At 28.7% G+C, this 23,020-nt stretch carries 16 protein-coding genes; 13 read left to right on the top strand and 3 right to left on the bottom strand.

From position 1 onward, the window contains the following. Positions 1-180: 180 nt before the first annotated feature. The 6 genes from HMPREF0202_RS08385 (at position 181) to HMPREF0202_RS08360 (ending at position 8,484) form a co-directional block, all read left to right on the top strand. Positions 181-1,509 carry a 6-phospho-alpha-glucosidase gene (locus HMPREF0202_RS08385; protein WP_023050455.1) on the top strand — a complete coding sequence of 443 codons (1,329 nt, stop codon included), beginning with the start codon at positions 181-183 and terminating at the stop codon, positions 1,507-1,509. A gap of 43 nt (positions 1,510-1,552) precedes the next feature. Further along, positions 1,553-2,269, top strand: coding sequence for a MurR/RpiR family transcriptional regulator (locus HMPREF0202_RS08380; protein WP_023050454.1), 717 nt, complete (start codon positions 1,553-1,555; stop codon positions 2,267-2,269). Positions 2,270-2,347: 78 nt separating this feature from the next. Further along, on the top strand, positions 2,348-4,912 hold the full coding sequence (locus tag HMPREF0202_RS08375) for a glycoside hydrolase family 38 N-terminal domain-containing protein (RefSeq protein ID WP_023050453.1): 2,565 nt from the start codon (positions 2,348-2,350) through the stop codon (positions 4,910-4,912). A 16-nt stretch (positions 4,913-4,928) separates the two neighbouring features. Next, the gene (locus HMPREF0202_RS08370) at positions 4,929-6,545 is read left to right on the top strand and encodes a PTS transporter subunit EIIC (RefSeq protein ID WP_040406961.1); all 1,617 of its coding nucleotides are present in this window, start codon (positions 4,929-4,931) and stop codon (positions 6,543-6,545) included. Positions 6,546-6,642: 97 nt separating this feature from the next. Beyond that, a complete protein-coding gene (locus tag HMPREF0202_RS08365; protein ID WP_023050451.1) occupies positions 6,643-7,371 on the top strand; it encodes a GntR family transcriptional regulator in 729 nt (242 codons plus the stop codon). A 159-nt stretch (positions 7,372-7,530) separates the two neighbouring features. After that, positions 7,531-8,484 carry a TDT family transporter gene (locus HMPREF0202_RS08360; protein ID WP_023050450.1) on the top strand — a complete coding sequence of 318 codons (954 nt, stop codon included), beginning with the start codon at positions 7,531-7,533 and terminating at the stop codon, positions 8,482-8,484. A gap of 11 nt (positions 8,485-8,495) precedes the next feature. Here the strand turns inward: HMPREF0202_RS08360 and HMPREF0202_RS08355 are convergent, their stop codons facing one another. Both HMPREF0202_RS08355 and HMPREF0202_RS08350 read right to left on the bottom strand, forming a co-directional pair. Then, complete coding sequence (locus HMPREF0202_RS08355; RefSeq protein WP_023050449.1) at positions 8,496-9,209, bottom strand: HI0074 family nucleotidyltransferase substrate-binding subunit; 714 nt, start codon at positions 9,207-9,209, stop codon at positions 8,496-8,498. An 87-nt stretch (positions 9,210-9,296) separates the two neighbouring features. Then, complete coding sequence (locus tag HMPREF0202_RS08350) at positions 9,297-9,848, bottom strand: hypothetical protein (RefSeq protein WP_023050448.1); 552 nt, start codon at positions 9,846-9,848, stop codon at positions 9,297-9,299. A gap of 242 nt (positions 9,849-10,090) precedes the next feature. Here HMPREF0202_RS08350 and HMPREF0202_RS15625 point away from each other — a divergent pair, with 242 nt between their 5' ends. The 3 genes from HMPREF0202_RS15625 to HMPREF0202_RS08335 all read left to right on the top strand — a co-directional run bounded on the left by HMPREF0202_RS15625 (position 10,091) and on the right by HMPREF0202_RS08335 (position 16,174). Then, a complete protein-coding gene (locus HMPREF0202_RS15625) occupies positions 10,091-12,811 on the top strand; it encodes an autotransporter outer membrane beta-barrel domain-containing protein (protein WP_051364147.1) in 2,721 nt (906 codons plus the stop codon). A gap of 81 nt (positions 12,812-12,892) precedes the next feature. Further along, complete coding sequence (locus tag HMPREF0202_RS08340; protein ID WP_023050446.1) at positions 12,893-13,984, top strand: linear amide C-N hydrolase; 1,092 nt, start codon at positions 12,893-12,895, stop codon at positions 13,982-13,984. Between the two features lie 75 nt (positions 13,985-14,059). Then, a complete protein-coding gene (locus HMPREF0202_RS08335) occupies positions 14,060-16,174 on the top strand; it encodes a TonB-dependent receptor (protein ID WP_023050445.1) in 2,115 nt (704 codons plus the stop codon). Positions 16,175-16,206: 32 nt separating this feature from the next. Here the strand turns inward: HMPREF0202_RS08335 and HMPREF0202_RS08330 are convergent, their stop codons facing one another. Next, positions 16,207-17,229, bottom strand: a complete 1,023-nt coding sequence (locus HMPREF0202_RS08330; protein WP_023050444.1) for a DnaJ C-terminal domain-containing protein — start codon at positions 17,227-17,229, stop codon at positions 16,207-16,209. Between the two features lie 205 nt (positions 17,230-17,434). Here HMPREF0202_RS08330 and HMPREF0202_RS08325 point away from each other — a divergent pair, with 205 nt between their 5' ends. From HMPREF0202_RS08325 to HMPREF0202_RS08310, 4 genes are all read left to right on the top strand, one after another. Further along, the gene (locus HMPREF0202_RS08325; protein ID WP_023050443.1) at positions 17,435-17,722 is read left to right on the top strand and encodes a hypothetical protein; all 288 of its coding nucleotides are present in this window, start codon (positions 17,435-17,437) and stop codon (positions 17,720-17,722) included. Positions 17,723-18,093: 371 nt separating this feature from the next. Next, on the top strand, positions 18,094-18,888 hold the full coding sequence (locus HMPREF0202_RS08320; protein WP_023050442.1) for a helix-turn-helix transcriptional regulator: 795 nt from the start codon (positions 18,094-18,096) through the stop codon (positions 18,886-18,888). 179 nt (positions 18,889-19,067) lie between these two features. Then, positions 19,068-20,888: a polysaccharide lyase family 8 super-sandwich domain-containing protein gene (locus HMPREF0202_RS08315; RefSeq protein ID WP_023050441.1), complete on the top strand. Its 1,821-nt coding sequence runs from the start codon at positions 19,068-19,070 to the stop codon at positions 20,886-20,888. Between the two features lie 30 nt (positions 20,889-20,918). After that, a complete protein-coding gene (locus tag HMPREF0202_RS08310; protein ID WP_023050440.1) occupies positions 20,919-22,916 on the top strand; it encodes a helix-turn-helix domain-containing protein in 1,998 nt (665 codons plus the stop codon). The last annotated feature ends 104 nt before the right edge of the window (positions 22,917-23,020 follow it).

Below are 23,020 nucleotides of genomic sequence, written 5' to 3'. Positions count from 1 at the left end.
ACCTCCTATTTAATCTTTTTCAAAAAATTACAGGTATATATAGTATAGTTCTATGAACTTTATAAATAACCTACAATCTTTTTTAAATAATTTTTAGAGGTAAATTAAAAATTGACAACTCTAAATTTTTATTATATATTAGTTGTATATACAACTATACAAATTTAAGGGGTGAGATTTATGAATAAAAAAGAGTTTACAATAACGATTGCAGGTGGAGGAAGTACTTGGACACCAGGGCTTTTAAAGGCTCTGTGTAAAAGGAAGGGAACTTTCCCATTAAAAAGAGTTGTACTTTTTGACAATAATCCTGAAAGACAAGAAGTTATAGGGGAGTTTGCAAAGGTTCTTTTTAAGGAGGAATATCCAACAGTAGATTTTGAGTATACAACTTCTCCAGAAGTAGCTTTTACAGGGACAGATTTTGTATTTTGTCAAATTAGAACTGGTGGATATAAAATGAGAGAGTTAGATGAGAAGATACCACTAAGTCTAGGAGCAATAGGTCAGGAAACTTGTGGTCCAGGTGGATTTGCTTACGGTATGAGATCTATTGGGGATATGATAAAACTTATAGAAGAGGTTAGAAAATACGCTCCTGAAGCTTGGTTTTTAAACTATACAAACCCAGCAGCAATAGTGGCAGATGCACTTAAGAAAGCTTTTCCAAATGATAAAAAAATTCTAAATATCTGTGATCAACCAGTAAATCTTTTAAGATCATATGGAAGACTTTTAGGGATGGATTCAAGTGAGTTTGAACCTGTTTATTTTGGATTAAATCACTTTGGATGGTTCACAAATATCTATGATAAAAATGGAGTGGACTTAGTTCCTAAATTAAAGGATATAACTTTAAACTCTGGATTTAAACCAGCTGATGCAGAGCAAAGAGATCAGTCATGGTTAGACACATATGCAATGGTAAGAGATATGTTAGTGGATTTCCCTGACTATATGCCAAATACATATTTACAATACTATTACTACCCTGAGTATAAAAAGGCAAAGTTAGATCCAGAGTACACTAGAGCCAATGAAGTTATGAATGGAAGAGAAAAAAGAGTTTTTGAAGAGTGCAGAGAGATTGCAGCAAGAGGAAGTATGGGAGAGTCTAATGTTGTTCATAATGATGCTCATGGGGAGATGATTGTTGAAGTTGCTGAATCAATAGCTTTCAATGAAAATAGAATCTATATAGTGATAGTTCAAAATAACGGACTGATAAGTAACTTAGATGATGATGTAATGGTAGAGGTAGCGGCTAACTTAGGAATCAACGGACCAAGACCATTTGGAGTTGGGAAAATAGGAACATTCTATAAGGGACTTATGGAGCAGCAGTTTGCTTATGAAAGATTAACAGTAGAGGCTTGGTTTGAAGGATCATATGCTAAAGCACTTCAAGCTTTAACATTAAATAGAACAATTGTTGATGCTAAAAAAGCTAGAAAAATTTTAGATGCATTAATTGAGGCAAATAAGGAGTATTGGCCAACATTAAGATAATATGTTAATATCTAATTAATATAAAATTAGAAGGGTGGTTTCAATGGAGTATAAAGTTATAAATCTATTACAAACAAGAGAGTTAAAGGCAAAGTTTACTAAAAGTGAGGAGAGCATTTTAGATTTTATTGAGAAAAATTTTGATAAAATTCCAAAATACTCTGTAGTTAAACTGTGTGAAGAGGCTTATGCTTCTCAAGCAAGTGTAAATCGAGTTTGTAAAAAGTTAGGTTTTAAAGGGTTTAGTGAATTGAAATACTCCATTGAACAGGACCTAGAGAAGATGGAAAGTTCAAAGAATTTAAGTATAAATAATACATTTTTTTATATAGAGAATATAAACTTTCAAGATGTTCAAGGGATAGCAGAGGTAATAAAAGAGAATAGAAAAATATTAATATATGGTCTTGGAGCTTCTCAAATAACAGCCTCTTATCTTCAGAGACAGCTATTATATTTAGGATTTCAAGCTATTGTAGTAGGTGAAGAGAGAATGATAGAGCAATTTGATGATTTTATACTGCTTATCCTATCAAGTTCAGGAGAAACTTTAAGAGTTAAGCATGTAGCTAAAAAGTTTAAAGAGAGTGGAAAAACTGTAGTAGCTATAACAAAATCAGAAAGTTCTTTAGATGAAATCTGTGATTTTACATTTACTCATAATATTTCAATAGATAAATTAGATGCTATATCTCGTGAACAGCAGCTACATATGATAATTATGGTTAATGAACTAATAAATAGAGTTCAAAATGGATAATTATCCATAAAAAAGGATTACGATATTTTGTTCTGTTAGATTATAATAATGTTAAAAAAAGAACAAAGAGGTAATTAAATGAGTAGAGATATAAAAATATTGATGCATACACATTGGGATAGAGAGTGGTACTTTACAAAAGCTGAAACACAGGTACTTCTTAGAAATCATATGTTTGAAGTTATAGAATTTTTAGAAAAAAATGAAGATATAATTTACGTTTTAGATGGTCAAAGTGTAATGCTTGATGACTTTATAGAGTTTGCTCCAAAGTGGAAAGAGAGAACAGAAAGTCTAGTAAAAAAAGGTGCTCTTAGAGTTGGACCTTGGTATACACAAACAGATTTACTCTTAGTACATGGTGAGTCAATTATTAGAAACCTTTACTATGGAATGGAGAAAGCTTTAGAGTATGGAGATGTAATGAAAGTTGGATATGCTCCTGATACTTTTGGACATTCAGCTCAAATGCCTCAAATATACTCTCAGTTTGGAATAGATAGTACTTTCTTCTGGAGAGGATACAGTGAGTTAAAAGGTGAAAAGTCAGACTTCCTATGGAAAGGAATAGATGGAAGTGTGATATTTGGAGTTAACTTAGCTACTGGTTACCAAGGGGCTAAGTATTTAGAAAGTGATAAAGATGAGTTAAAGGTTAGAATGGATAAGATAATGAAAGTTCTAGATAAGTACTCTGCAGGGGATGCAAGACTTGTAATGAATGGTCACGATCAGATGCCAATTCAAAAGAATATTCATTCAATTATGGAGAATATAAGAGATTTTTATAAAGGTGATAAAGTTTCTGTATCAGATTTTGAAAGTTATGTTGATAGTTTAAAAGGATTAGTTTTAGAAAGTGTTGAAGGTGAATTAAATCACAGTAAACATGCAAGAATTCACAAAACTATAACATCAACTAGAATGGATATAAAACTGCTTAATACAGAGTTAGAATATAAAATATACAATGTTTTAGAGCCATTAGCTTTATTAGGAAAAGAGTTAAATATTGATTATCCACATGAGATATTTGAAAAGTGTTTAAAAGAACTGTTTGGAGCTCATGCACATGATAGTATCGGTGGATGCAACTCAGATTTAGTAAATAGAGATATAAAACAAAGGTTAACTCAAGTGAAAGAGATTTTAGATACTCAGATAGAGCTATATATGAGACTTATTTCTTTAGCTTCTACTAATGAAAATAGAAATATAGTAACCCTTTATAACTATCTGCCATATAAAAGATCTAATGAAAAAGTTGAAATGGAGTTTATTACAAGAACTAGTGATTTCAAAATTTTTAATGGGGATAAAGAGGTAGATTACTTACTATTAAATCAAGAGCTTGTAGATGCTGGTCTTATAGATAGACAAGTAGCTGCTAGACTTTTAGATATTAAAGTTTTTAAAAGTAAAGTTGCTTTTGTAATAGATGAGATAGATGGATTATCAGTTAAATATTTAACTTATGAAGATGGAGAGATCTATTCATTAAGAAGTGAGAAAAAAGTTGAAACATCTGTAGAAAATAGTCTATACAAAATATATGTAGAAAATAATAAACTTAATCTTTTAATAAAAAATGAAGATAGAGTTATTGATGATGTATTTTCAATAGAAACTAGTGGAGATGCAGGAGATAGTTATGACTATTCGCCTCCTCATAAAGATTTAATTTTAAATTCTAAAGATGTAAAAATAGAAAAGTGTGAAGTTTTAAAATCTAAGAATCAGTCTGTTTTAAAATATGACTTAATATATAGTGCACCTAAAAACCAGAAATCAAGAGATGAAAAAGTTTTAGATGGTAAAGCTATATTTGGTGTAACTATCTCTTTAGGAGAGGGAGATGTAGTTAATTTAGCAATAGATCATACTAACTATTTAGAAGATACAAGATTTAGAGCTGTTTTAAATACAGAGATTTTAACAAATACAGTTGAATCTGATTCTCATCTTTGTGTAGTTGAAAAACCAGTATATTTTGAAAAAGAGTTAAGTATTTGGGAAGAGGATAAGTGGGCAGAAAAGCCAGTATCCATTGAAACTTTTAACTCATATGTTTCACTTAAAGATGAAAAAGAAATAGCAACTATTTTCTCATACGGACTAAAAGAGTATGAGGTTGTAGATAAAAAAATATTTATAACTCTGTTTAGAACGTTCTCACACTTAGGGAAAAGAGAGCTTATAAATAGACCAGGAAGACCGTCAGGAATAGAGATAGAAACTCCTGATAATCTACTATATAAAGAGAGCTTTAATTTTAAATTAGGATTTACTTTTGTAAAAACTGACAAAAATAGTAGTGAAAAAGCAAAAGAGTTTTTAACTCCAGTAGAGGGATATCAATTAAAAGAGTTCAATAGATTTAATATAAATATTCCAAATGTTAGAAAGAATATAACTACAAACTTAAATTTAACATTAAAAGGGTGTGTAGTAAGCGCATTAAAAGAGAGTGAAAAAACAGGTGAGACATTTATAAGAGTGTTTAATCCTACAGAAAAAGAGGTTGAATTAGTATTTAACGAGGGAGTTTTCTTTAGCAATATGTTTGAGGAAAAATTAGATACATTAAAAGAATATAAAATAAAAAGCCAGGAGATTTTAAATATATTAATTGAGAGAAAATAGTAAAAGGGGTATTAATATGCAAAAATTTAAAAAAGATCTTCAAAGTTTCGGAAAAACATTGCTGTTTCCAATATCAATATTGTCATTTATGGCGATATTCTTAGGATTATCCGCAGCATTACAAAATCCAAATATAGTTAAGTTCCTACCTTTTCTTCAAGGAAGTGGAGTACAAACATTTTTAGGATTTATTAGAAAGTTAGCTGGAATTCCATTTGGACAACTGCCACTGCTATTTGCTATGGCTATTCCACTTGGGGTTGTTAAAAGAGATAAAGAGGTAGCAGTTTATTCATCAGTTGTTGGTTATATAGCTATGTTAGTTGGTATGAACTATCTTTTAGGGATACAGGGTTATAATCCATCTACAACTGCTATAAAGTATCTTATGGATAATGATGGAATGACAGCAGTAGAAGCTACTCTTCATAACTCACAGTTTACAAATGTTTTAGGAATATTTGTATATAACATGAATGTTATTGGTGGAATGATAGCTGGACTTTTAGGAGTGGTTATCCATAATAGATTTAGACAAATTGAGTTACATCCATCACTTACATTTTATAGTGGGAAAAGATTCGTGCCTATAGCTGCTGCTCTATTTATGCCTTTAGTGGGAATGGGATTAGTTTATATATGGCCACTTATAAATGACGTAATTATGAGTTTAGGAACAGTTATATCAAAGTTACAAATATTTGGAGTTTTCTTATATGGATTCTTAGAAAAAGCGATAAACCCAACAGGACTTCATCACATTTTAAACCAAGCTTTTAGATTTACAGCTCTTGGTGGAATTGAAAATGTAGCAGGACATACACAAGTTGGAGCTTTAAATATATACTTTGCTGAATTAGAAAATCATTTAGCATTCTCTCCAAGAGCAACACAATACTTAGCTCAAGGAAAGATCTTACACATGGTATTTGGAATGCCAGCAGCTATATTTGCAATGTATAAGTGTGCTTTACCTGAAAAAAGAGAGCAACTGGTTAAATATTTTATTCCAGGATTAACAGCTGTTATACTAACAGGGATAACTGAACCAATAGAGTTTACATTTATATTTATTTCACCAATGCTTTGGTTTGTTAACTCGATTCTTGCTGGTTTAGCATTTATGGTACCAGCGATGTTTAATGTGACAATTGGAAATATTCAAGGTGGAATAATTGACTGGTTTGTGTTTGGAACTTTACAAGGAATGCAAACAAAATGGTACTTATACCTATTCTTAGGACCAATTTTCTTTGGATTATATTATGTTGCATATAGCTTTGTAATTAGAAAGTTTAATGTTATGACAATGGGAAGAAGTTATAGTGATTTTGATGAAAGTGAAGAGATTTCAAATGATGGTAAGGCTTTAGATACAGAGAATAATAAAGTAGCTGAAGAGTTAATAGAGGGTCTTGGAGGAATAAAAAATATAGTTGATGTAGATAATTGTATCTCTAGATTAAGAATAGAGATAAAAGATAGATCTTTAATTAACGAGGGTTTAATTAAAAAATCTAAACCAAATGGTATTATTATTCCTGATAACAACAATGTGCATATAGTTTACGGTGGAAGAGTTACTAAAATGAGAAATCTTATTGATGATTATATTTTTGCAAAGAAAGTATAATAGGTATTAAAATTATGAAGCTAGCATAAAATGCTAGCTTCTTTTTTTGAAAATATGTTAAGATATTATAAAAAAATATAGATTAGGAGGTGTTCCAGTGATAGATAAAAATTCTCATATTCCAATATATGCTCAACTTGAAAATATTCTATTAGAGATGATAGAAAGCGGAGATTTAAAACCGGGAGATATGATTCCATCAGAGAATGAACTTTCAAAAAAATATAGTATCAGCAGAATGACAGCTAAGAAAGCTATTGATTCTTTGACAATAAAAGGGTTAGTAGAAAGAACTCAAGGTAAAGGAACATATGTTTGTAGTATAGAAAAGAAAATAGAACTACCAATAAATAGATTACGTGGATTTACTCAAAAAGTTTGTGAAATGGGACTAACTCCAGAAAACAAAGTTTTAGCATTTGAAAAAATGCCTTGTCCTAAAAATATCTGTAAAATTTTAGGTATTAAAGAGGGAGAAAGTATTTGGAGAATGGAAAGAGTTAGACAAATAGATGAGGTACCAGCAGTATTTGAAGAGAGTTATATAAGTGTAAAGTTATTACCTAATTTAAAAGAAAAAAATTTATTAAAATCAAAATTTGATTATATAAAAAGTTTAGGTTTAGAGATTGGAAATAGTGAAAGAGAGATATCAGCAGAGATACCAAGTGATTATGTAGCTAGCGCTTTAAAACTTAAAAGGAATGAACCTATTCTTTTAGCAGAAAATATTACTTATTTAAAAAAAGGTACGGTTTTGGAATATTCTAAAATATACTATAATCAAAAAAAGTATAAATTTAAATTTATAGCAGAAGGAAATTAAAAGTAAAAATTAAAAGAAAGTGTAGATAAAATAGGTATAATAGTGCAATATATGTATATTTAATTTTTGTAAATTAAATATGTACAAAAAAAGTTGAATCACGATTCAAAAGTGTGCTATAATTAGAATATAAAAAAATTAAAACCAGAGGCGAGAAAAATGAAGAATTTAAAAAATTATTTTAAGTATTTACCAGTGGCTCTTACAGGTTTAGCTCTAGGTGTTTCTGGAGTCAGCGGCGCAGTTGCAGTAGTACTTAATCCTAAAGCTTTATACATAGGAAACTTTATATCATTAATGTTACTTCTGCCTATAATTATAAAGAATGTACTACACTTTGATGTGTTTAAAGAGGAACTGAAGCATCCAACACTTGGAAGTTTTATACCAACGTTAGATATGGCTTTAATGAATTTCTCAGTTGTACTTTATGAGTTTTCACCTGTTTTAGGAAAAGGATTATGGCTATTATGTATACTTTTACATCTAATATTTGGAGTATCATTTATATATCACAGATTTCGTTCTTGGAATATAGAGCATATGGTTCCAAGTTGGTTTGTGCCACCAATTGGAATAGTTGTAGCATCAGTGGACTCAGCGGTTATGGGGATGCCACAATTAGCACAAGTAATATTTTACATAGGTTTTGCTTTTTACATAGTAATGCTGCCTATGATGTTATATAGAATTATATTTGTTGAGAAGATTGATGATGCAAGACTTCCAACTTTTGCAATAATAGCTGCTCCACCTAATCTTTGTTTAGCAGGATATTTAGTGGCTTTCAAAACTCCAAATCCAGCAATAGTAGGATTTTTATTCCCATTAGGAATATTTATGACAGCACTGCTTTATATATCAATGGTTAAAATTATAAGACTTAAATTTACACCAGTATATGCGTCATTTACATTCCCTTTAGCAATAGGATCTACAGCAATTTTAAAGTATTCAAACTACATTAGAAGTATAGATGAAAGTAGAGGAATTTTCTGGTATAACTTTGGAGTAGCAGCAACAACATTAGCTGTATTCTTTATATCAATTATCTTTGTAAGAATAGTTAGAATAGTTATAAATCAAATAAAAGAGATAAGAGGAAGTTTATAAAACTTCCTCTTTTAATCTATTTTTTTTATCATTTCTTTTTCAAAATCTTTAAATAAATTTATATATTCATTTTTTATTTTATCATATATATCCCATGCTGTTTCTTCATTATAAGTATGAGAAGTTCTATTTCTATTTATCATGAGATTAATCCACTCTGTTGCATCATGTATTATTCCATCTTTAAATCCTTCTCTAAAAGTTTCTCTTGGACTTACAACTTCTATACCTTGATATTCCAAATAACTTTTCATAAGTTTCCAACTTAATTCGTATACAAATTCAAATCTTTGAATAGTACCATCTAAATATAATTCATCTAAATGTGCATCTTTTTCTAAAGCAATTTCTAATTTTTTTAAAGCTTTTTGAAAATCTTCAAGTTTATATTTCAATTTATTTTCATTCATTAAAATCCCACCTTTCTCATTAGTTTTATATATTAAGATTCCATCAGTTTCTATATTTCTCTTTATATTTTCTCCAATATTCTCAGTATATTCAATTACATCTACAGTATATTTTAAATCTGATTCATAAAAATCATTTCGTATATCATCAATAATATTGTTTACTCTTAGGAATATAGCTAAGTCTATATCTGAGGTTTCTTTATAATCTCCTCTAGATCTAGAACCAAAAATTTTTACCCATTCTATTTTTTCTTTGTACTTTTTCAAAATATCAATAATTTTAAAAAAATCTGTTTCTGATAGACCGTACATTTTTTCCTCCTAAACTTTTTTATTTATTATAACATGTTGGATTAAACAATAAAAAGAGGAAGTTTATAAAACTTCCTCTTTTTGTTATTATATAGCTTTGTCTAAAGTTTCAATGATATTGATACTTCCTTCGATTAAATACTCAGTTGTAGGTAAAAAGTGTAGATCTCTATCATGACACTTTGCCCATTTAATATCTCCAGTCCAATAATCATTTAATGTATTTGAGATAGATTTGAAATCAGAGTTTCTAATTTCAGAGATTATATCAGCATTATGCTTAGATAGAGTATAATCTTTGCTAGTATCAATAGATATTTTATAAATAGTACCTTTCCATCCATACATCTTAGCTGCAGTTAAAAGGTCTGTTAACTTTTCAAAGGCGAACTGTGCTCCACATCTAGATGGTAGCTCAGGAAAGAATTTTAAACGATATTTTTCTAATTCCTGTTCAGCTTCAATGTTAACTAAATCTTCCCTTAAAAAAGTGGGAAATTTATTCAAATCAAAATTTAATATATAGTTAATTTTATCCTCTTTATTTAGAAGATTGTAGTGAAAGTCATCGATAAAGTTAATTAAATAAAGTTGATTACTTATAACCTCGCCAGTATTAGCAATAGTTACTAAAGACATAATTGTACCTCCGCTTGTTTCTTACAAAAAAAAGCTCTTGAATAAGAGCCTTTTCTTGATTTGATTTTTGGAAAAAGTTTAAAAATTTCTTACATTTGAATTATAATTCAAATTACAAAAAAAGTCAAAGCTTTTTTGAATCATTAGTCAAAAAAGTTAAAAATAAAAAAATAATAAGAATAAAAGGGAGTTTTCTACTTATTTTGTATAAAGCATGTAAATTTGTAAGAGGAGTGATGAATATGAAAAAGTATAGATTTCTACTACTTCTTTTAGCTCTACATGGAACAAAAGTTTTTTCTCAAGATAAAGGGCTAATTTTTTGGTCAGACTTTATGTATTTTAAAAACCAAGAGGAAGACTATTATTTAAAAAATGGATCTTTATATTCGAGAAAAGAGATTGAATTACCACCACCAATAAGTCCCCCGATAGAGCCTCCAGTAGAACCCCCAGTAAAACCACCCATAGATCCACCTATAACACCCCCAGTGGAGCAACCAATAAAACCACCAATAGTAGTGCCTCCTATTGTAAAGCCAGTAGAACCCCCAGTGAAGCCTCCTACACCGATTCAACCAATACCAGATCCAATAGTACCAGACCCACCAAAACCAACAGTTGAGAAATATATTTTTTATAATAATGTGTTTTATGAGGGGACTGATTTAAAAACTGGAAGTTCACCATTAGGTGGTGATTTAACAGTAGATATGTCTAATAAAATAGGAATGGGTAGTATAAAAGAAGGATATGTAATAGAAAATGAGAATACAATCTCTCTTAATAAATTACCTGAAATTCAAACTTTAGTGGGAATGCAAGGTTCAAATGGAGGAACTATAATAAATCAAAATAGTGGAGTTATAAATATTGAATCTTATGGTGGAATAGGAATGAGTATATTAAATTCAGGATATGCAGAGAATAATGGAACAATAAATCTGTATAATTCATATACAGTTGGAGCAACAGTTGAAAATGGAAGCTTTATAAATAAAGGTAATATTTTAGGAGCTGCAAGGTATGCTATGGCTACCCTAGGAAGTGGAAGTGTGGAAAATTCATCTACTGGAAATATATCTCTATTAGGAGTTTTTGCAGGAATTTATGTAAGTGGTGGAGGAAGTGGAGTAAATAATGGAGCAATAACAGTTTTAGATGGAAATTCGGCAATGATGACAACAAATGGAAGTATTATAAACAATGGAACAATAACAATGAATACTCCAAGTTATAACAATGGTAATAATACGATGGAAATACCTAGTGGTGCAATGTTTATAAATGGATTTGGAACAGCTATTAACTCGGAGTCAGGAGTTATAAATATAGGAACACCAACTAGTTTAATGAGGGCAACTAATGCAATGACAGGAGAGGGGGCTGTAGTTTTAGAAAATAGTGGAACAATAAATATGTATACTAATACTGTAACTCCTGGTTCAATATTAACGACAGATTTTGCTTATTTTTTAACTGAAGGAGCTATTGGTAAAAATATGCCAACTGGAGTTATAAATTTAGGTGAATATGGAATGGTTAATTATGGAGGAACTGTATATAACTGGGGAGTTATAAATAAAGAGGAGACTAATACTCAAAGCCTATCTTATAATGGAAAGTTGGTTATGGAAAGTGGTGGAAGTATAAATACTTCTAAATCTCAAATGTTAGAAACAATTGTAATAGGAAGAAGTTATGTGGGAAATTACTATGTAGATTCAGGAGTTTTAAATTTACACTCTTCAATTACAAGTAATTTTAAAGAGATAAAAAGTAATAGTAAACTATATGAAGTGATTGAAAATAATGGAGTTTATGAGTTTAAAAGAAATAGGTTTGAGATATTAACAGATGATGTTTTGGCAAAGTATTTAGAAGATATTTATTACGACTCGAATAACTCTACAAAAAATGAACTTTTTGATATACTTACATCTTCAGAAAGTGGATCACAATTTGAGTGGTATTTAGATGAAATCTTTGGTAGAGGTTATTTTCCATCTTTAATGTATCAAACAAATGATGCTATTGTATTTACAAATGAAACTATTTTAAATCAAATATCCGAAAAGACTCAAGCAACAAATAAAGAGAGCTATATTTTTGGTTACTCTTTTGAAAAAATGAAAAAAGATGTATACGAAAATATATTAGGATATACAGATGAGTTAAATAGTTTCTTTATAGGAAAAAACTATCCAATAAAAGAGAGCTTAAGCTCTGGATGGATTTTAAGTTATACTCGATTGGATTCTAAATTTAAAGATAATAAAGGAAAAAGAGAGGACAATATGTTCCAAGGAACAGGGTATTTAAACTACAATAAAGATACTGTAAATGCTTTTGGAAGCTTCTTTGCAGGATATTCTAAAGGAAACTTAGATAGAAATGTTCAATTAGGTTATTTAGATTATAACGAAGATTTCACAGATATAAGTTTTGAAAGTCTAAATGAAAGTTTAAGTTCAGATATTAAAAACTATTATGTAGGAGCTTTAGGAAAAATATCTAAAAAATATGATTTTAATTTCATATATTTAGAACCAGTTGCAAGAGTTGAAAGTATTGGAATATTCCAAAGAGATATAAGTGAAAGTGGAGGAACATATAGTTTAGAGCTAGATAATCTTAACGGAGTTTTAAGTAGTGGATACGTTGGAACAGGGATAGGAAAGGTATTTACTATTGGAAAAGGTGCTTTAAATATGGCTTTAAATTTAGGAGTTAAACAGGAACTTAATAGTTTAGATGATACAGTTAAATTTAAAGTAAATAGTTTAGGTAGTGAGAGTGGAGAGATAGATTTGAAAAATAAAAATAGATTTTCTAAAGAGGTTGGAGTGAGAACAGAGGTTGGAAATCTATGGGATGGACTATCTTTATATGGAGAGTATAAGTATATATTTTCAGAGGATAACTCTTGGAAAGTTTCAGGAGGAGTAAGAGTTAAATTTTAATAGATACTTAAGCTAGGTGTTAATTTACCTAGCTTTTTTATTGTGTTATAATATTTATAATAAAGTTTAGGAGGAAATGAAATGTTAAAAAAGATAGCGTTACTTTCATGTTTAATAGCTTTTAGTAAAATAGATATAGATGCTTGTACGGGAATTTCTCTAAAGACAGAAAATAATAATAATATACAGGCAAGAACAATAGAGTGGTCTAAGAATAAAATAAATAGTCAAATTATAATAGAGCCAAGAGGTAAAGAGTATCAGTCTCCAATGCCAAATAGAACATTAGGAAAAAAATGGAAGGGAAAGTATGGATTTGTAGGAGCATCTGTTGAGCATGAATCTTTAATAGGAGAGGGAGTTAATGAAAAAGGATTAAATGCAGGGGTATTTTTCTTTTTAAACTATGGAGAGCTAGCACCTTTTAATGAGAAAAAAGTAAAAAACTCATTAAATGATATGGATTTAGTAAAGTGGATGTTAACGAGTTTTTCCACAGTTGAAGAAGTAAAGGAAGCTATTAAAAAGATAGATGTTGTACCAATAATAATAGAGAATGGACAACCATCACCAACAGGACACTGGAGAGTATCAGATGCTAAAGGTGGAAATATAGTTATAGAGATTATAAATGGTGGAGAGTTAAAAATATATGATAATAAGGTTGGAGTTTTAACAAACTCACCAGGATTTGATTGGCAACTTACAAACTTAAATAACTATGTAAATTTAAATTTAAATGGAAATAAACCAGAGATGTTAGGACAGCAAAAAATATTCCCAATGGGAGCTGGTTCAGGAATGTTAGGACTACCAGGAGATGTAACTCTACCATCAAGATTTGTAAGAGCAGCTTTTTATGCAAATAACACTCCAAAAATGGTAGGAAATGAGGAGGGAATAACTCAAGCGTTTCATATTTTAAATAACTTTGATATTCCAATTGGAATGACATATGCAGATAAAAATGAAATACCTAAAGAGATAACAAGTGCAACTCAATGGACAACAGCTATAAATTTAAATGAAAAGTTGTTTTACTATAAAACTATGTATAATCAAGATATAAGATTAATAGATTTAAAGAAGATAGATTTTGGAAAGGTTCAATCTCAAGTTCTTACTATGGATAAGAGTACGATTCAACCAGTAGATGAGATTTTAATAAAATAGTAATAAAAAGTTACAAAGGAACATCTTTTAAATAGTAGTAAATATCTTTAGGGACTATAAAAAGGGGTTGGGAAAATGAAGATATTAAAGGTTATAACTTTATCTATTATTACTACTATTTGCACTTACTCTCAAGAAAAGGCAATAAAACTAGAAGATTCAGTAATTCTATCAACTAGTGGGTTTGAAACACCTATTCTTTCAGAGAATAAAAATGTAACACTTTTATTTAAAGAGCAGATAGATAATGGGAATTATAAGGATGTAGAGGATGTTTTAAGAGGAGCACCAAATATAATTATTCAAAATACATATTTTGGACCGAAAGTTGATATTAGAGGTAATGGAGAGAAATCGATATCCAAAGTTAAAATTTTACAAGATGGTATAGGTTTAAATCCCATAGACGATTCTATGGGGACCACTCCTATTAATACAATCTCTTTGAACTCTATTGAGAGGATAGAGATTGTTCCAGGAGGAGGAACTGTATTAAATGGATCGGGAAGTTCTGGAGGAGTTGTAAATATTATAACTAAATCCTCTTTGAGAAAGGATTTTTTAGTTTTAGAAAGTGGAATGCAATCATATGATTTTAGAAATGCAGGTCTATCTCTAGGACAAAACATTACAGAGGATATATATGGAAACTTTAACTATAACTATTTAAAAGGAGATGGTTATAGAGATGGAGATTCAGAGGAAAGCAATAGTTTTAGTGGCGGAATAGATTATCTAATTAATGATAAAAATAGAGTAAAATTTCAAATGTCATATTTTGATGAAAATAGAGATTACTCTACACCAGTAGAAAAAAAAATATTGGAAATAGATAGAAAAACCATGGGATTTCCAGTTGTAAGCAGCTCTAAAAGAGAAGCTTACTCCTTAGATTATGAGTATAAATTTAGTGAGAAATTTACGATTTTAAATACTTTTTACTATCAAAATTATAAAAGAGATTTTACAGAGAACTCTCTTATGGATTATGAGCTTCCAAATCTTGGACATATGCCCTTTGATATCTTAGGGAAAGATTTACCAGCATCTATGAATGGTAAGTTTAAAGAGGAAACAAAAGGCTTTAAAACAAGGGGAAAGTATGTATATGACAAAGGAGAGTTTGTTTTAGGATATGATTATAGTTATACAAAGCTTTTAAGAGATAGTAAAATTCGAGCTAATGGAGAATTTTTTCCTAAGCCTATGCCGAATTTAAAAATAAAAGGGGATGTAAGTATAAATCTTAAAAATGATATTTTTAAAGAGACCAATGCTATCTATGGACTTAATAGATACAGTTTAGGAGAGCAGTGGGAGATTATTTTAGGAGTTAGATATGAGCATTCAAGATATGGTGGAAAAAGAGATAGTGAAACAGAAGTAATCTCTATGAATAAGATTCATGAGTATAAAAGTATTGAAGATGAAAAAAGAAGTGATAATTATGCTTTTGAAATAGGAACAAACTATAGATATAGTGAATCAGGAACTGTCTATACAAGGTATGAAAGAGGGTTTACATCACCACTTCCTGGGCAGATAACTGATAAAGTCAATATGACATATATTTCAAATGATTTAAAATCTGAAACTTCAGATAACTTTGAGGTAGGAGCAAGGGATTTTTTAGGAGACACTTTTGTAAATCTATCACTATTTTTGACATTTACTCATGATGAGATAATGTTAATTCAGAAAAACTCTCATAATCCAGCGATAAAAGAGTGGCAATATAAGAATTTAAATGAAGTTAGAAAGTTCGGAGGCGAGTTATACTTAGAGCAATACTTTGAAAAACTAACAACATATCAGTCATTTTCTTATGTAAATACTGAGATAACCAAGGGATTATATAATGGAGAAGAGTTACCAATGGTACCAAAAGGAAAAGTTATTTTAGGAGCTGGATATGAAGTGACTGAGAGAATAAAATTTAATGCTAATTTTAATCTTGTTGGAAGTTATTTAGTTAAAGAGTATGGTAAAGAGAATAATACTATTGATACAAAGGTTGATAGCTATAACTATACAGATCTTATGATAACATATATGGCTACAGATATATTAAGTGTAAGTTTTGGAGTAAACAACATATTTAATCAAAAGTATAACTATGAAGAAACAAGTTTAATAGCAGTACCAGCCTCAGGAATAAACTATTTTCTTTCAGGGAAACTATATATGTAAGTAAAAAAGCTGAAGATGACCTTCAGCTTTTTTTATAGTTTAAAAAACTTTTTAACTTTTTCTATAAAGCTAGTTTTAATTTTTCTATTTTTATCTTTTAGTTTTTCATCAAACTCTTTAAGTAGATTTTTTTGTTCCTCATCTAAATCAACAGGAACTTCAATTGTTATCTCAGCATAGTGAGTTCCTTTTTTCTTAGTTTTAGGATTAAAAATTCCATACTCTCTTAAAGCAAAACGTTTTCCACTTTGAGTTCCTGCAGGAATTTTAATTTTTTTATTTCCACTTAAAGTTGGAACTTCTACTTCTCCACCTAGAGCTGCAGCGTAGTAACTAACGGGAACTTTGCAGATAACATCATATCCATCTCTTATGAAAAGATCATCAGGTTTAATTTTTATGTGTATGTAAAGGTCACCATGTGGCCCTCCACTTGTACTAGCATTACCAAATTTAGCTAACTTTAACTTTTGTCCATCTGCTATACCAGCAGGAATTTTAAATTTTTTCTCCACCTCTTCAGGAGTTCCATTTTTTCCAGTACGAGCGTAACGAATAGTTTTTTCTCCACCTTTAGCTGATTCTTCTAAAGAGATTTCAATCTCCATAGAGAGATCACCTCCAGGTTGAGGTCCTCTTTTTCGAGCTCCTCTACCACCAAAGAAAGATCCAAAGATATCTCCTAAATCTTCGTCACCTCCACCGCCACCAAACTCGTTGAAGTTAAAGTTGAAATTACCAAAGTTAAAATCTTGATAGTTTTGTCCACCACCATATTGACCATAACCTTGAGAACTACTAGGTCCACCTTGTTCAAAAGCAGCGTGACCGAAGTTATCGTATTGAGTTCTTTTTTCTGGATCAGAAAGTATTTGATAAGCTTCATTAACCTCTTTAAACTTTTTTTCAGCAGTAGCTTTTTCAGCTTCAGTTGAAGAACTAAATTTGTCAGGGTGATATTTTCGAGCTTGTTTTCTATAAGCCTTTTTTATCTCAGCCTCACTGGCATTTTTATTAACTTCTAAAATCTTATAAAAATCCTCTTTTAGAGCCATTGTAGCCTCCTTCTATAGTTAAACTATAATTAAATTATTTATATGATTGTATGTTTTACTTTACTAACTTAAGAAAGAAATTCCTTTAGAATTATGAAATAAAAAAATATATAAAAAATAAAAGAAAAATCTATTTTTTGTAGAAGAAGAATTACAGAGAGTAAAAAATAAAACTAACATATATTTAAGGGAAAGGTGAATTACTATGTCTAAAAAAATAACAGTAGAAAAATTTGAAGCATTTATTTTAGAGTGTGTAAACGAAATGAAAACTGGAGAGAAAGTAATATTTACTAAAAAAGAGATGCCTTTAGCTAAGGATCATACAATAACTTTAACAAAAGTAGATGATGATAGATATACAGTTATAGAAAGAGGTATTGAAGATTTAGAGTTCTCAAATATTGATTTTAATGAAGTTATTAAAGAGTTAATGAAATTAAAAGAAAAAGAGTTTGGAGATTGTGAACACTTCTATGCTCATAAAGCATAATGGAAAATAGGGCTAGATAAATTGTTTATCTAGTCTTTTTTTTTACAAAAATATTTTTAAAAAAGTGTTAAAATATTTTTTAAAATGACATTTTTTTTCATTAAAATAGAGTACTATAAGAGCAAGACTATTTTACTAAAATCAAAAAATTCAGAAAGTCTATATCCTCTCGCATTTACTTTAAACATATTTATTTAAGACTTAAGTTAAACAACATTACAAAAATTTTTCGAATATAAAGATGTCCCCCGATGTCCTTTATTAAAGAAAAGTATGATTTGATAATCAGTAAAATTAGAGATTTTTAATAAAAAAGTAGGTAGCGAGAGGATATCCCATTTATTGACTTTAAATAGGAGGATAGAAAATTAATGTCTAGCGAGATAGAGGTTATAAAGAATAGTTTTTATGAACTGTTTAGAGTTAATTATAAGGATGTTAAAGGAAAAAGAAGATATTTTAAAGATTTAGAAAATTTAAGTGGTACAGTTATTAGAATTTGTACAAAAGGGAAAGGTTTATATTACTATAACTCAGAGGAGTATGTATTTTTTGAAGAGGGAGATTTGATAATTTGCAATGAATTTTACTTTAATAGTATCTTAGTTTTAACAAAAGAGTGTAAATTAGATGTTTTTAGAATAAAGGATTGTTCTTTATTAGAAACATTAAATAATAAGATAAAAAAGAAAGAGTATCGAAGAATAAAGATTTATAATCTAAAAAAAGTGCTGTTTGAAATAGAAAAAGCTTTAAAAATAGAGGATAAAGAACTTACTTTTTTTAAGTTATTATTAGATGTGATTTTTTACCTAGGAGAAAGAAAAAATAATATTGGATTTAATTATTTAAACGATAAAAATTTTATGGATATACTTATATATATAGATTCTAATATTGACAGAAGAATAACTGTTAGTGATGTAGAGAAGGAGTTTAAAACATATAATAAAGTATTGAAAGAGCAATTTAAAAAGTACTTAGGTATTTTTCCATCAGAATATATACTAAATCAAAAGTTGACTAAAGCAGCAATATTATTAAAAACTACAGATTATAAAATTAGCTATATATCTGATATTTTATCTTTTTCATCGCCAAGTGCATTTACTCTAATTTTTAAAAGAAAATTTAAAGAGTCTCCATCAAATTATAGAAGAAAATAAAGTGTATGTCTTGAAATTATAAGGCATACACTTTTTATTTTGTATAAGATATATTTCTTATGGAAAAAAGATGATGTTTAAAGAAAATGGTATATTTACTAAAAATATCATAGCAAGTATATTAAAGACAAAAGAGTTTAAGAGATATAGAAAAAAGATTATAAGAGGGAGAAGAAAAAATGGGGGATATATTAAAAAAACGTATAGAATATTTAACAGGGAAAATTGCACCAGAGGATACTTTAAAAAAATTGGAGCAAGAGTGTGAAGGTATTTTAAAACAATATAAATGTAATAAAACTTTAATTGAAGAGAACGAAAAAAGAGTTTTAGTAGAAAGAGTTAGAGATAGTTATAAAAAAATATTAACTTTAGGGGTAGCTTATAATACAGAGAATTCAGTTTATTATAAAGATGAACTACTATTTGTAATAGCTCATGAAGTATTAGAAAATAATTATGAAAATTACTATAATTTAGAGTCTGTAGAGCATACAAACTGGTGGCAATGGGAGATTGGATATCCTTTACTATTAAATGATATATTGATTCTTTTTTATGAGAAGTTAGAAAAAGATTTAATAGATAAGATAATAGATGTAACAAAATATTTTTTACCAGATGAGAGATATTTAGGAAATAATCCAGTGGCAATGCATCCAAGTGGATCTCCTTTAAGACCAGCAACTGGAGGAAATTTAATTGATACTTGCAAAATTATGTTTTTAAGAGGTGCTCTTTTAAATAGTTTAGAGATATGTCAAAAAGCAGTAGAATCTATATCTGAAACTTTAGAGATAATATCTGAAAAAAATGTAGAAACATTAAGTAATAGAGACGGGTTTTATGCAGATGGATCTTTCATACAGCACGGGTTTATACCATATGCAGGAACTTATGGAAATGTTTTACTATCAGGAATTGCTGAAATAATATATTTAGTGGATGAAAAACTTAGAAAAAAAATAGATACTAAAAAAATATGTGAAAGAGTTTACAACTCTTTTGAACCTCTATTTTTTAAAGGAGCTATGACAGATATAGTTAATGGTAGAGCTATAACAAGGGATGGAAATGATCATCAAATAGGACATGAGGTTATAAACTCTTTACTTTTATTGGCTCATGGAGTGGATGAAGAAAATAGAGTAAAACTTTTAGAAATAGCAAAAAGAGAGCTGTCTTTAGATAAATGTTATCTATATACAGAAAAAGAGAAAAGGGCTATATTTTATAACTTATCAAAAGATGTATTAAAAAATTCAAAGATTAAAGTTAAAAGTTACTCTAGTGAGGTAAAGTGTTTTAATGAGATGGATAGAGTTTTCTATAGAAATAGAGAGTTTGCCATAGGACTTGCTATGCATTCAAAAAAAATTGGTAACTTTGAAACATTTAATGGAGAGAATACAAAAGGGTGGTTTACAGGGGATGGAGCAGTATATATATACTCAAAAGGAGATGAGTATATAGATTATTGGAAAGGTGTAGATTTTTATTATATTCCAGGGACAACAGAGATAAAGATGGAAATGGAAAATATAAAAGGTGTAGAAAGTTCTGTGGAAAATATGCCTAAAAATAGTGTAGCTGAAGGATATGGAGATAAAGATTCAGGAGTTGCCTATATGGATTTTATCAACTGGAATGGTAAGTTAAGTAGTAAGAAAAACTATATTTTTAAAAAGACAGGTATGGTTTATTTAGAGAATTATATAACAGGAGAGGGAGAGGTTTACTCAACTGTAGCTAATATGAGAATCTCTAATTTGAAAAATAAAACTATAAGTATTGATGGAAAGCCAATGAAGGATACTTTTGTAACTGGGGAGTTTAAAGAGATATCTTTAGGTAATCTAATATATAAATTTTATAAAAGTGAAAAAATAAATTTGGAAATATATGGTGAAGAGGAAAATAGGTTTATAAAAATTTGGATAGATTTAGGAGTGAATCCAATTAATTATACTATTGCATGGGAAGTTATAATTGTAGTATAATAAATAAAAAGGTTTTGTAAAAGGGGCAATATGTTAAAAAAAGAACGTGAAAATATTTTTTTGGACAAAAAAGTTTGGGGATTTTTATTTTTTGCTTCAATATTTATATTTTTATTTGGAGTAAAGGAATATAGTGAGTATAAAAAAGATGAGGAATTAAGAGTTGAAAGGCTTTTAAATAAAATAAATTTAAAAATAGAATTATTTATGTCCTCTATTGGTGATTTGGAAAATAGTGAACCTATAAAGGAGTATTATAACTCAAAGGAGATATCATACTATAATTTAATAAAAGTTTTACAAGAAATCCAAAAGAAGAATAATATTTATGGAAAAAGTGGATATACTTTAAGTTTAGGAAAAGATAACTCTGATATTATTGTTACAGGAGATGGAACTAAAAATAAAGATAACTATTTAAAAACTCTTGGAGTAGAAAAGAAAAAACAAGAGGAATTAAATTCAAACTTAATTTTAATTCCTCAAGAAAAAGAGATTGTTTTTATTTTAAAAAATAAAATTTTTAATTTAGAAGAGGGAATTTTCTGGATTGTAAATTTAGATAGAGATCTTTTTTTCTCAAGTCTTTTTGATGATGAAGTAGGAAAGTGGGAAATTTTAAAAGATAATAAAGTCTATCAGCTAGAGAGAAATATTGTAACCAAAAGAAAAGGTGATGGGGGTTACGTTTTAAGAAGCAGTGGATTAAATTTTAAGTTTTTATATACACCAAACTATTCTCATTTTTATCAAATGCTATTTTTAATGTCGATAGTTATATTTTTAGCTTTAGGGCTTTTAGCTATGTTAATAGATTATTCTATTAAATTGTATAAAGAAAGAAAAGAATTAATAGGAGAGATAAATACATTAGCAGTTGTAGATAGAAGAAAGAATTTAAGAGATTTTGTTTTAGGAATAAGAAAAATACATGAAGTTGGAGAGTTAACTAGAAAAGTAAAATCTCTTCAAGGAAGAAAATTAAAGATTGTTTTAGTTGAGATATTTGATAGTGATGATGAAGGGTTAGATTTTAAAAACTTTACCTTAGCTAGAGAGTATTTAAAAGAAAGTTTATCTTCAAATGGAGTCTATGAACATATAGATATAGACTACAAAAGTATAGCTTTTATAATACCTGAGGAAAGTGACTCTGTTATTGAGGATGCTTTTCACTTTATGTTGGAAAATATAGGACAAAAATATAGTGTAGAGTTAATAGCTGCAGTATCAAAAGAGTTTGTATCTGTAGAGAGTTTCCCCCAACAGTATATAACTTGTAAAAAGATTTTAGATGCAAAGTTTATGGCTAAAGGAAGAAAAGTTCTATTTTCTGAAAATATAAAAAGTGGAAAACTAATACTTACATATCCTATTGAAACAGAAGCGAAATTAGTTTCAAAGCTACTAAATGGAAACTTACAGGGTGCTAAAAAAATAGTAGATGAAATATTCATAGATAGAATAAATCCAGAAGCAATGGATAAAAAGGATATCAAAGAGTTTACAGGACTACTTTATAACACTTTAAATAGAGTTGTCGTTCAGTTAAAAGAGTTTGAAAGTTCATTGCGTTGTGAGAAATTAGATATTGAAAGTATTACAAAAACAGGAAATTTAGAGAAAATTAGAAGTATTTTTAATGAACTTATAACTGAAATATGTAAACAAAAAAAGACTAGTGAACAGGATGAAAATGAAGCCATAAGAGAGAAAATAAAAAATTATATAGATAAAAACTATCAAATAGATTTTTCTTTAGATAATTTGGCAGATTATTTAGGATTATCATTTAAATATACCAGTATATTATTTAAAAAAGTTATGGGAGATAACTTTAAAAATTATATAAATCTTTATAGAATAGAGAAAGCAAAAGAGATATTAAAAGAGAAAAAAGATATAAAGATAAAAGATTTAGCAGAAGAGTTAGGTTATAATAGTTCTAATACATTTATAAGAATATTCAAGAAATATGAGGGGATATCTCCAACACAATTTAATCCAGAAGAGATCTTAGAAAAATAAAGCTAAAACGGAATATAAAAAAGAGATAGAAAAAGGAAGATGCAAAAAAGAAGATTTACAACCAAAAAAAATACTCGTATAATCCATTTAAATTATAACTGAAA

Source organism: Cetobacterium somerae ATCC BAA-474, from assembly GCF_000479045.1.
Lineage (GTDB): Bacteria > Fusobacteriota > Fusobacteriia > Fusobacteriales > Fusobacteriaceae > Cetobacterium_A > Cetobacterium_A somerae.
Note: the sequence above shows the minus strand (reverse complement) of the source record. Positions and strands in the feature narration are given on the sequence as shown.

Excerpts from the sequence above, each read along its gene's own strand:
- HMPREF0202_RS08325 (WP_023050443.1), top strand. The coding sequence starts at position 17,435 with ATGTCTAAAAAAATAACAGTAGAAAAATTTGAAGCATTTATTTTAGAG.
- HMPREF0202_RS08385 (WP_023050455.1), top strand. The coding sequence starts at position 181 with ATGAATAAAAAAGAGTTTACAATAACGATTGCAGGTGGAGGAAGTACT.
- HMPREF0202_RS08335 (WP_023050445.1), top strand. The coding sequence starts at position 14,060 with ATGAAGATATTAAAGGTTATAACTTTATCTATTATTACTACTATTTGC.
- HMPREF0202_RS08375 (WP_023050453.1), top strand. The coding sequence starts at position 2,348 with ATGAGTAGAGATATAAAAATATTGATGCATACACATTGGGATAGAGAG.
- HMPREF0202_RS08380 (WP_023050454.1), top strand. The coding sequence starts at position 1,553 with ATGGAGTATAAAGTTATAAATCTATTACAAACAAGAGAGTTAAAGGCA.
- HMPREF0202_RS08360 (WP_023050450.1), top strand. The coding sequence starts at position 7,531 with ATGAAGAATTTAAAAAATTATTTTAAGTATTTACCAGTGGCTCTTACA.
- HMPREF0202_RS08340 (WP_023050446.1), top strand. The coding sequence starts at position 12,893 with ATGTTAAAAAAGATAGCGTTACTTTCATGTTTAATAGCTTTTAGTAAA.
- HMPREF0202_RS08350 (WP_023050448.1), bottom strand. The coding sequence starts at position 9,848 with ATGTCTTTAGTAACTATTGCTAATACTGGCGAGGTTATAAGTAATCAA.
- HMPREF0202_RS08330 (WP_023050444.1), bottom strand. The coding sequence starts at position 17,229 with ATGGCTCTAAAAGAGGATTTTTATAAGATTTTAGAAGTTAATAAAAAT.
- HMPREF0202_RS08370 (WP_040406961.1), top strand. The coding sequence starts at position 4,929 with ATGCAAAAATTTAAAAAAGATCTTCAAAGTTTCGGAAAAACATTGCTG.
- HMPREF0202_RS08310 (WP_023050440.1), top strand. The coding sequence starts at position 20,919 with ATGTTAAAAAAAGAACGTGAAAATATTTTTTTGGACAAAAAAGTTTGG.
- HMPREF0202_RS08355 (WP_023050449.1), bottom strand. The coding sequence starts at position 9,209 with ATGTACGGTCTATCAGAAACAGATTTTTTTAAAATTATTGATATTTTG.
- HMPREF0202_RS08315 (WP_023050441.1), top strand. The coding sequence starts at position 19,068 with ATGGGGGATATATTAAAAAAACGTATAGAATATTTAACAGGGAAAATT.
- HMPREF0202_RS15625 (WP_051364147.1), top strand. The coding sequence starts at position 10,091 with ATGAAAAAGTATAGATTTCTACTACTTCTTTTAGCTCTACATGGAACA.
- HMPREF0202_RS08320 (WP_023050442.1), top strand. The coding sequence starts at position 18,094 with ATGTCTAGCGAGATAGAGGTTATAAAGAATAGTTTTTATGAACTGTTT.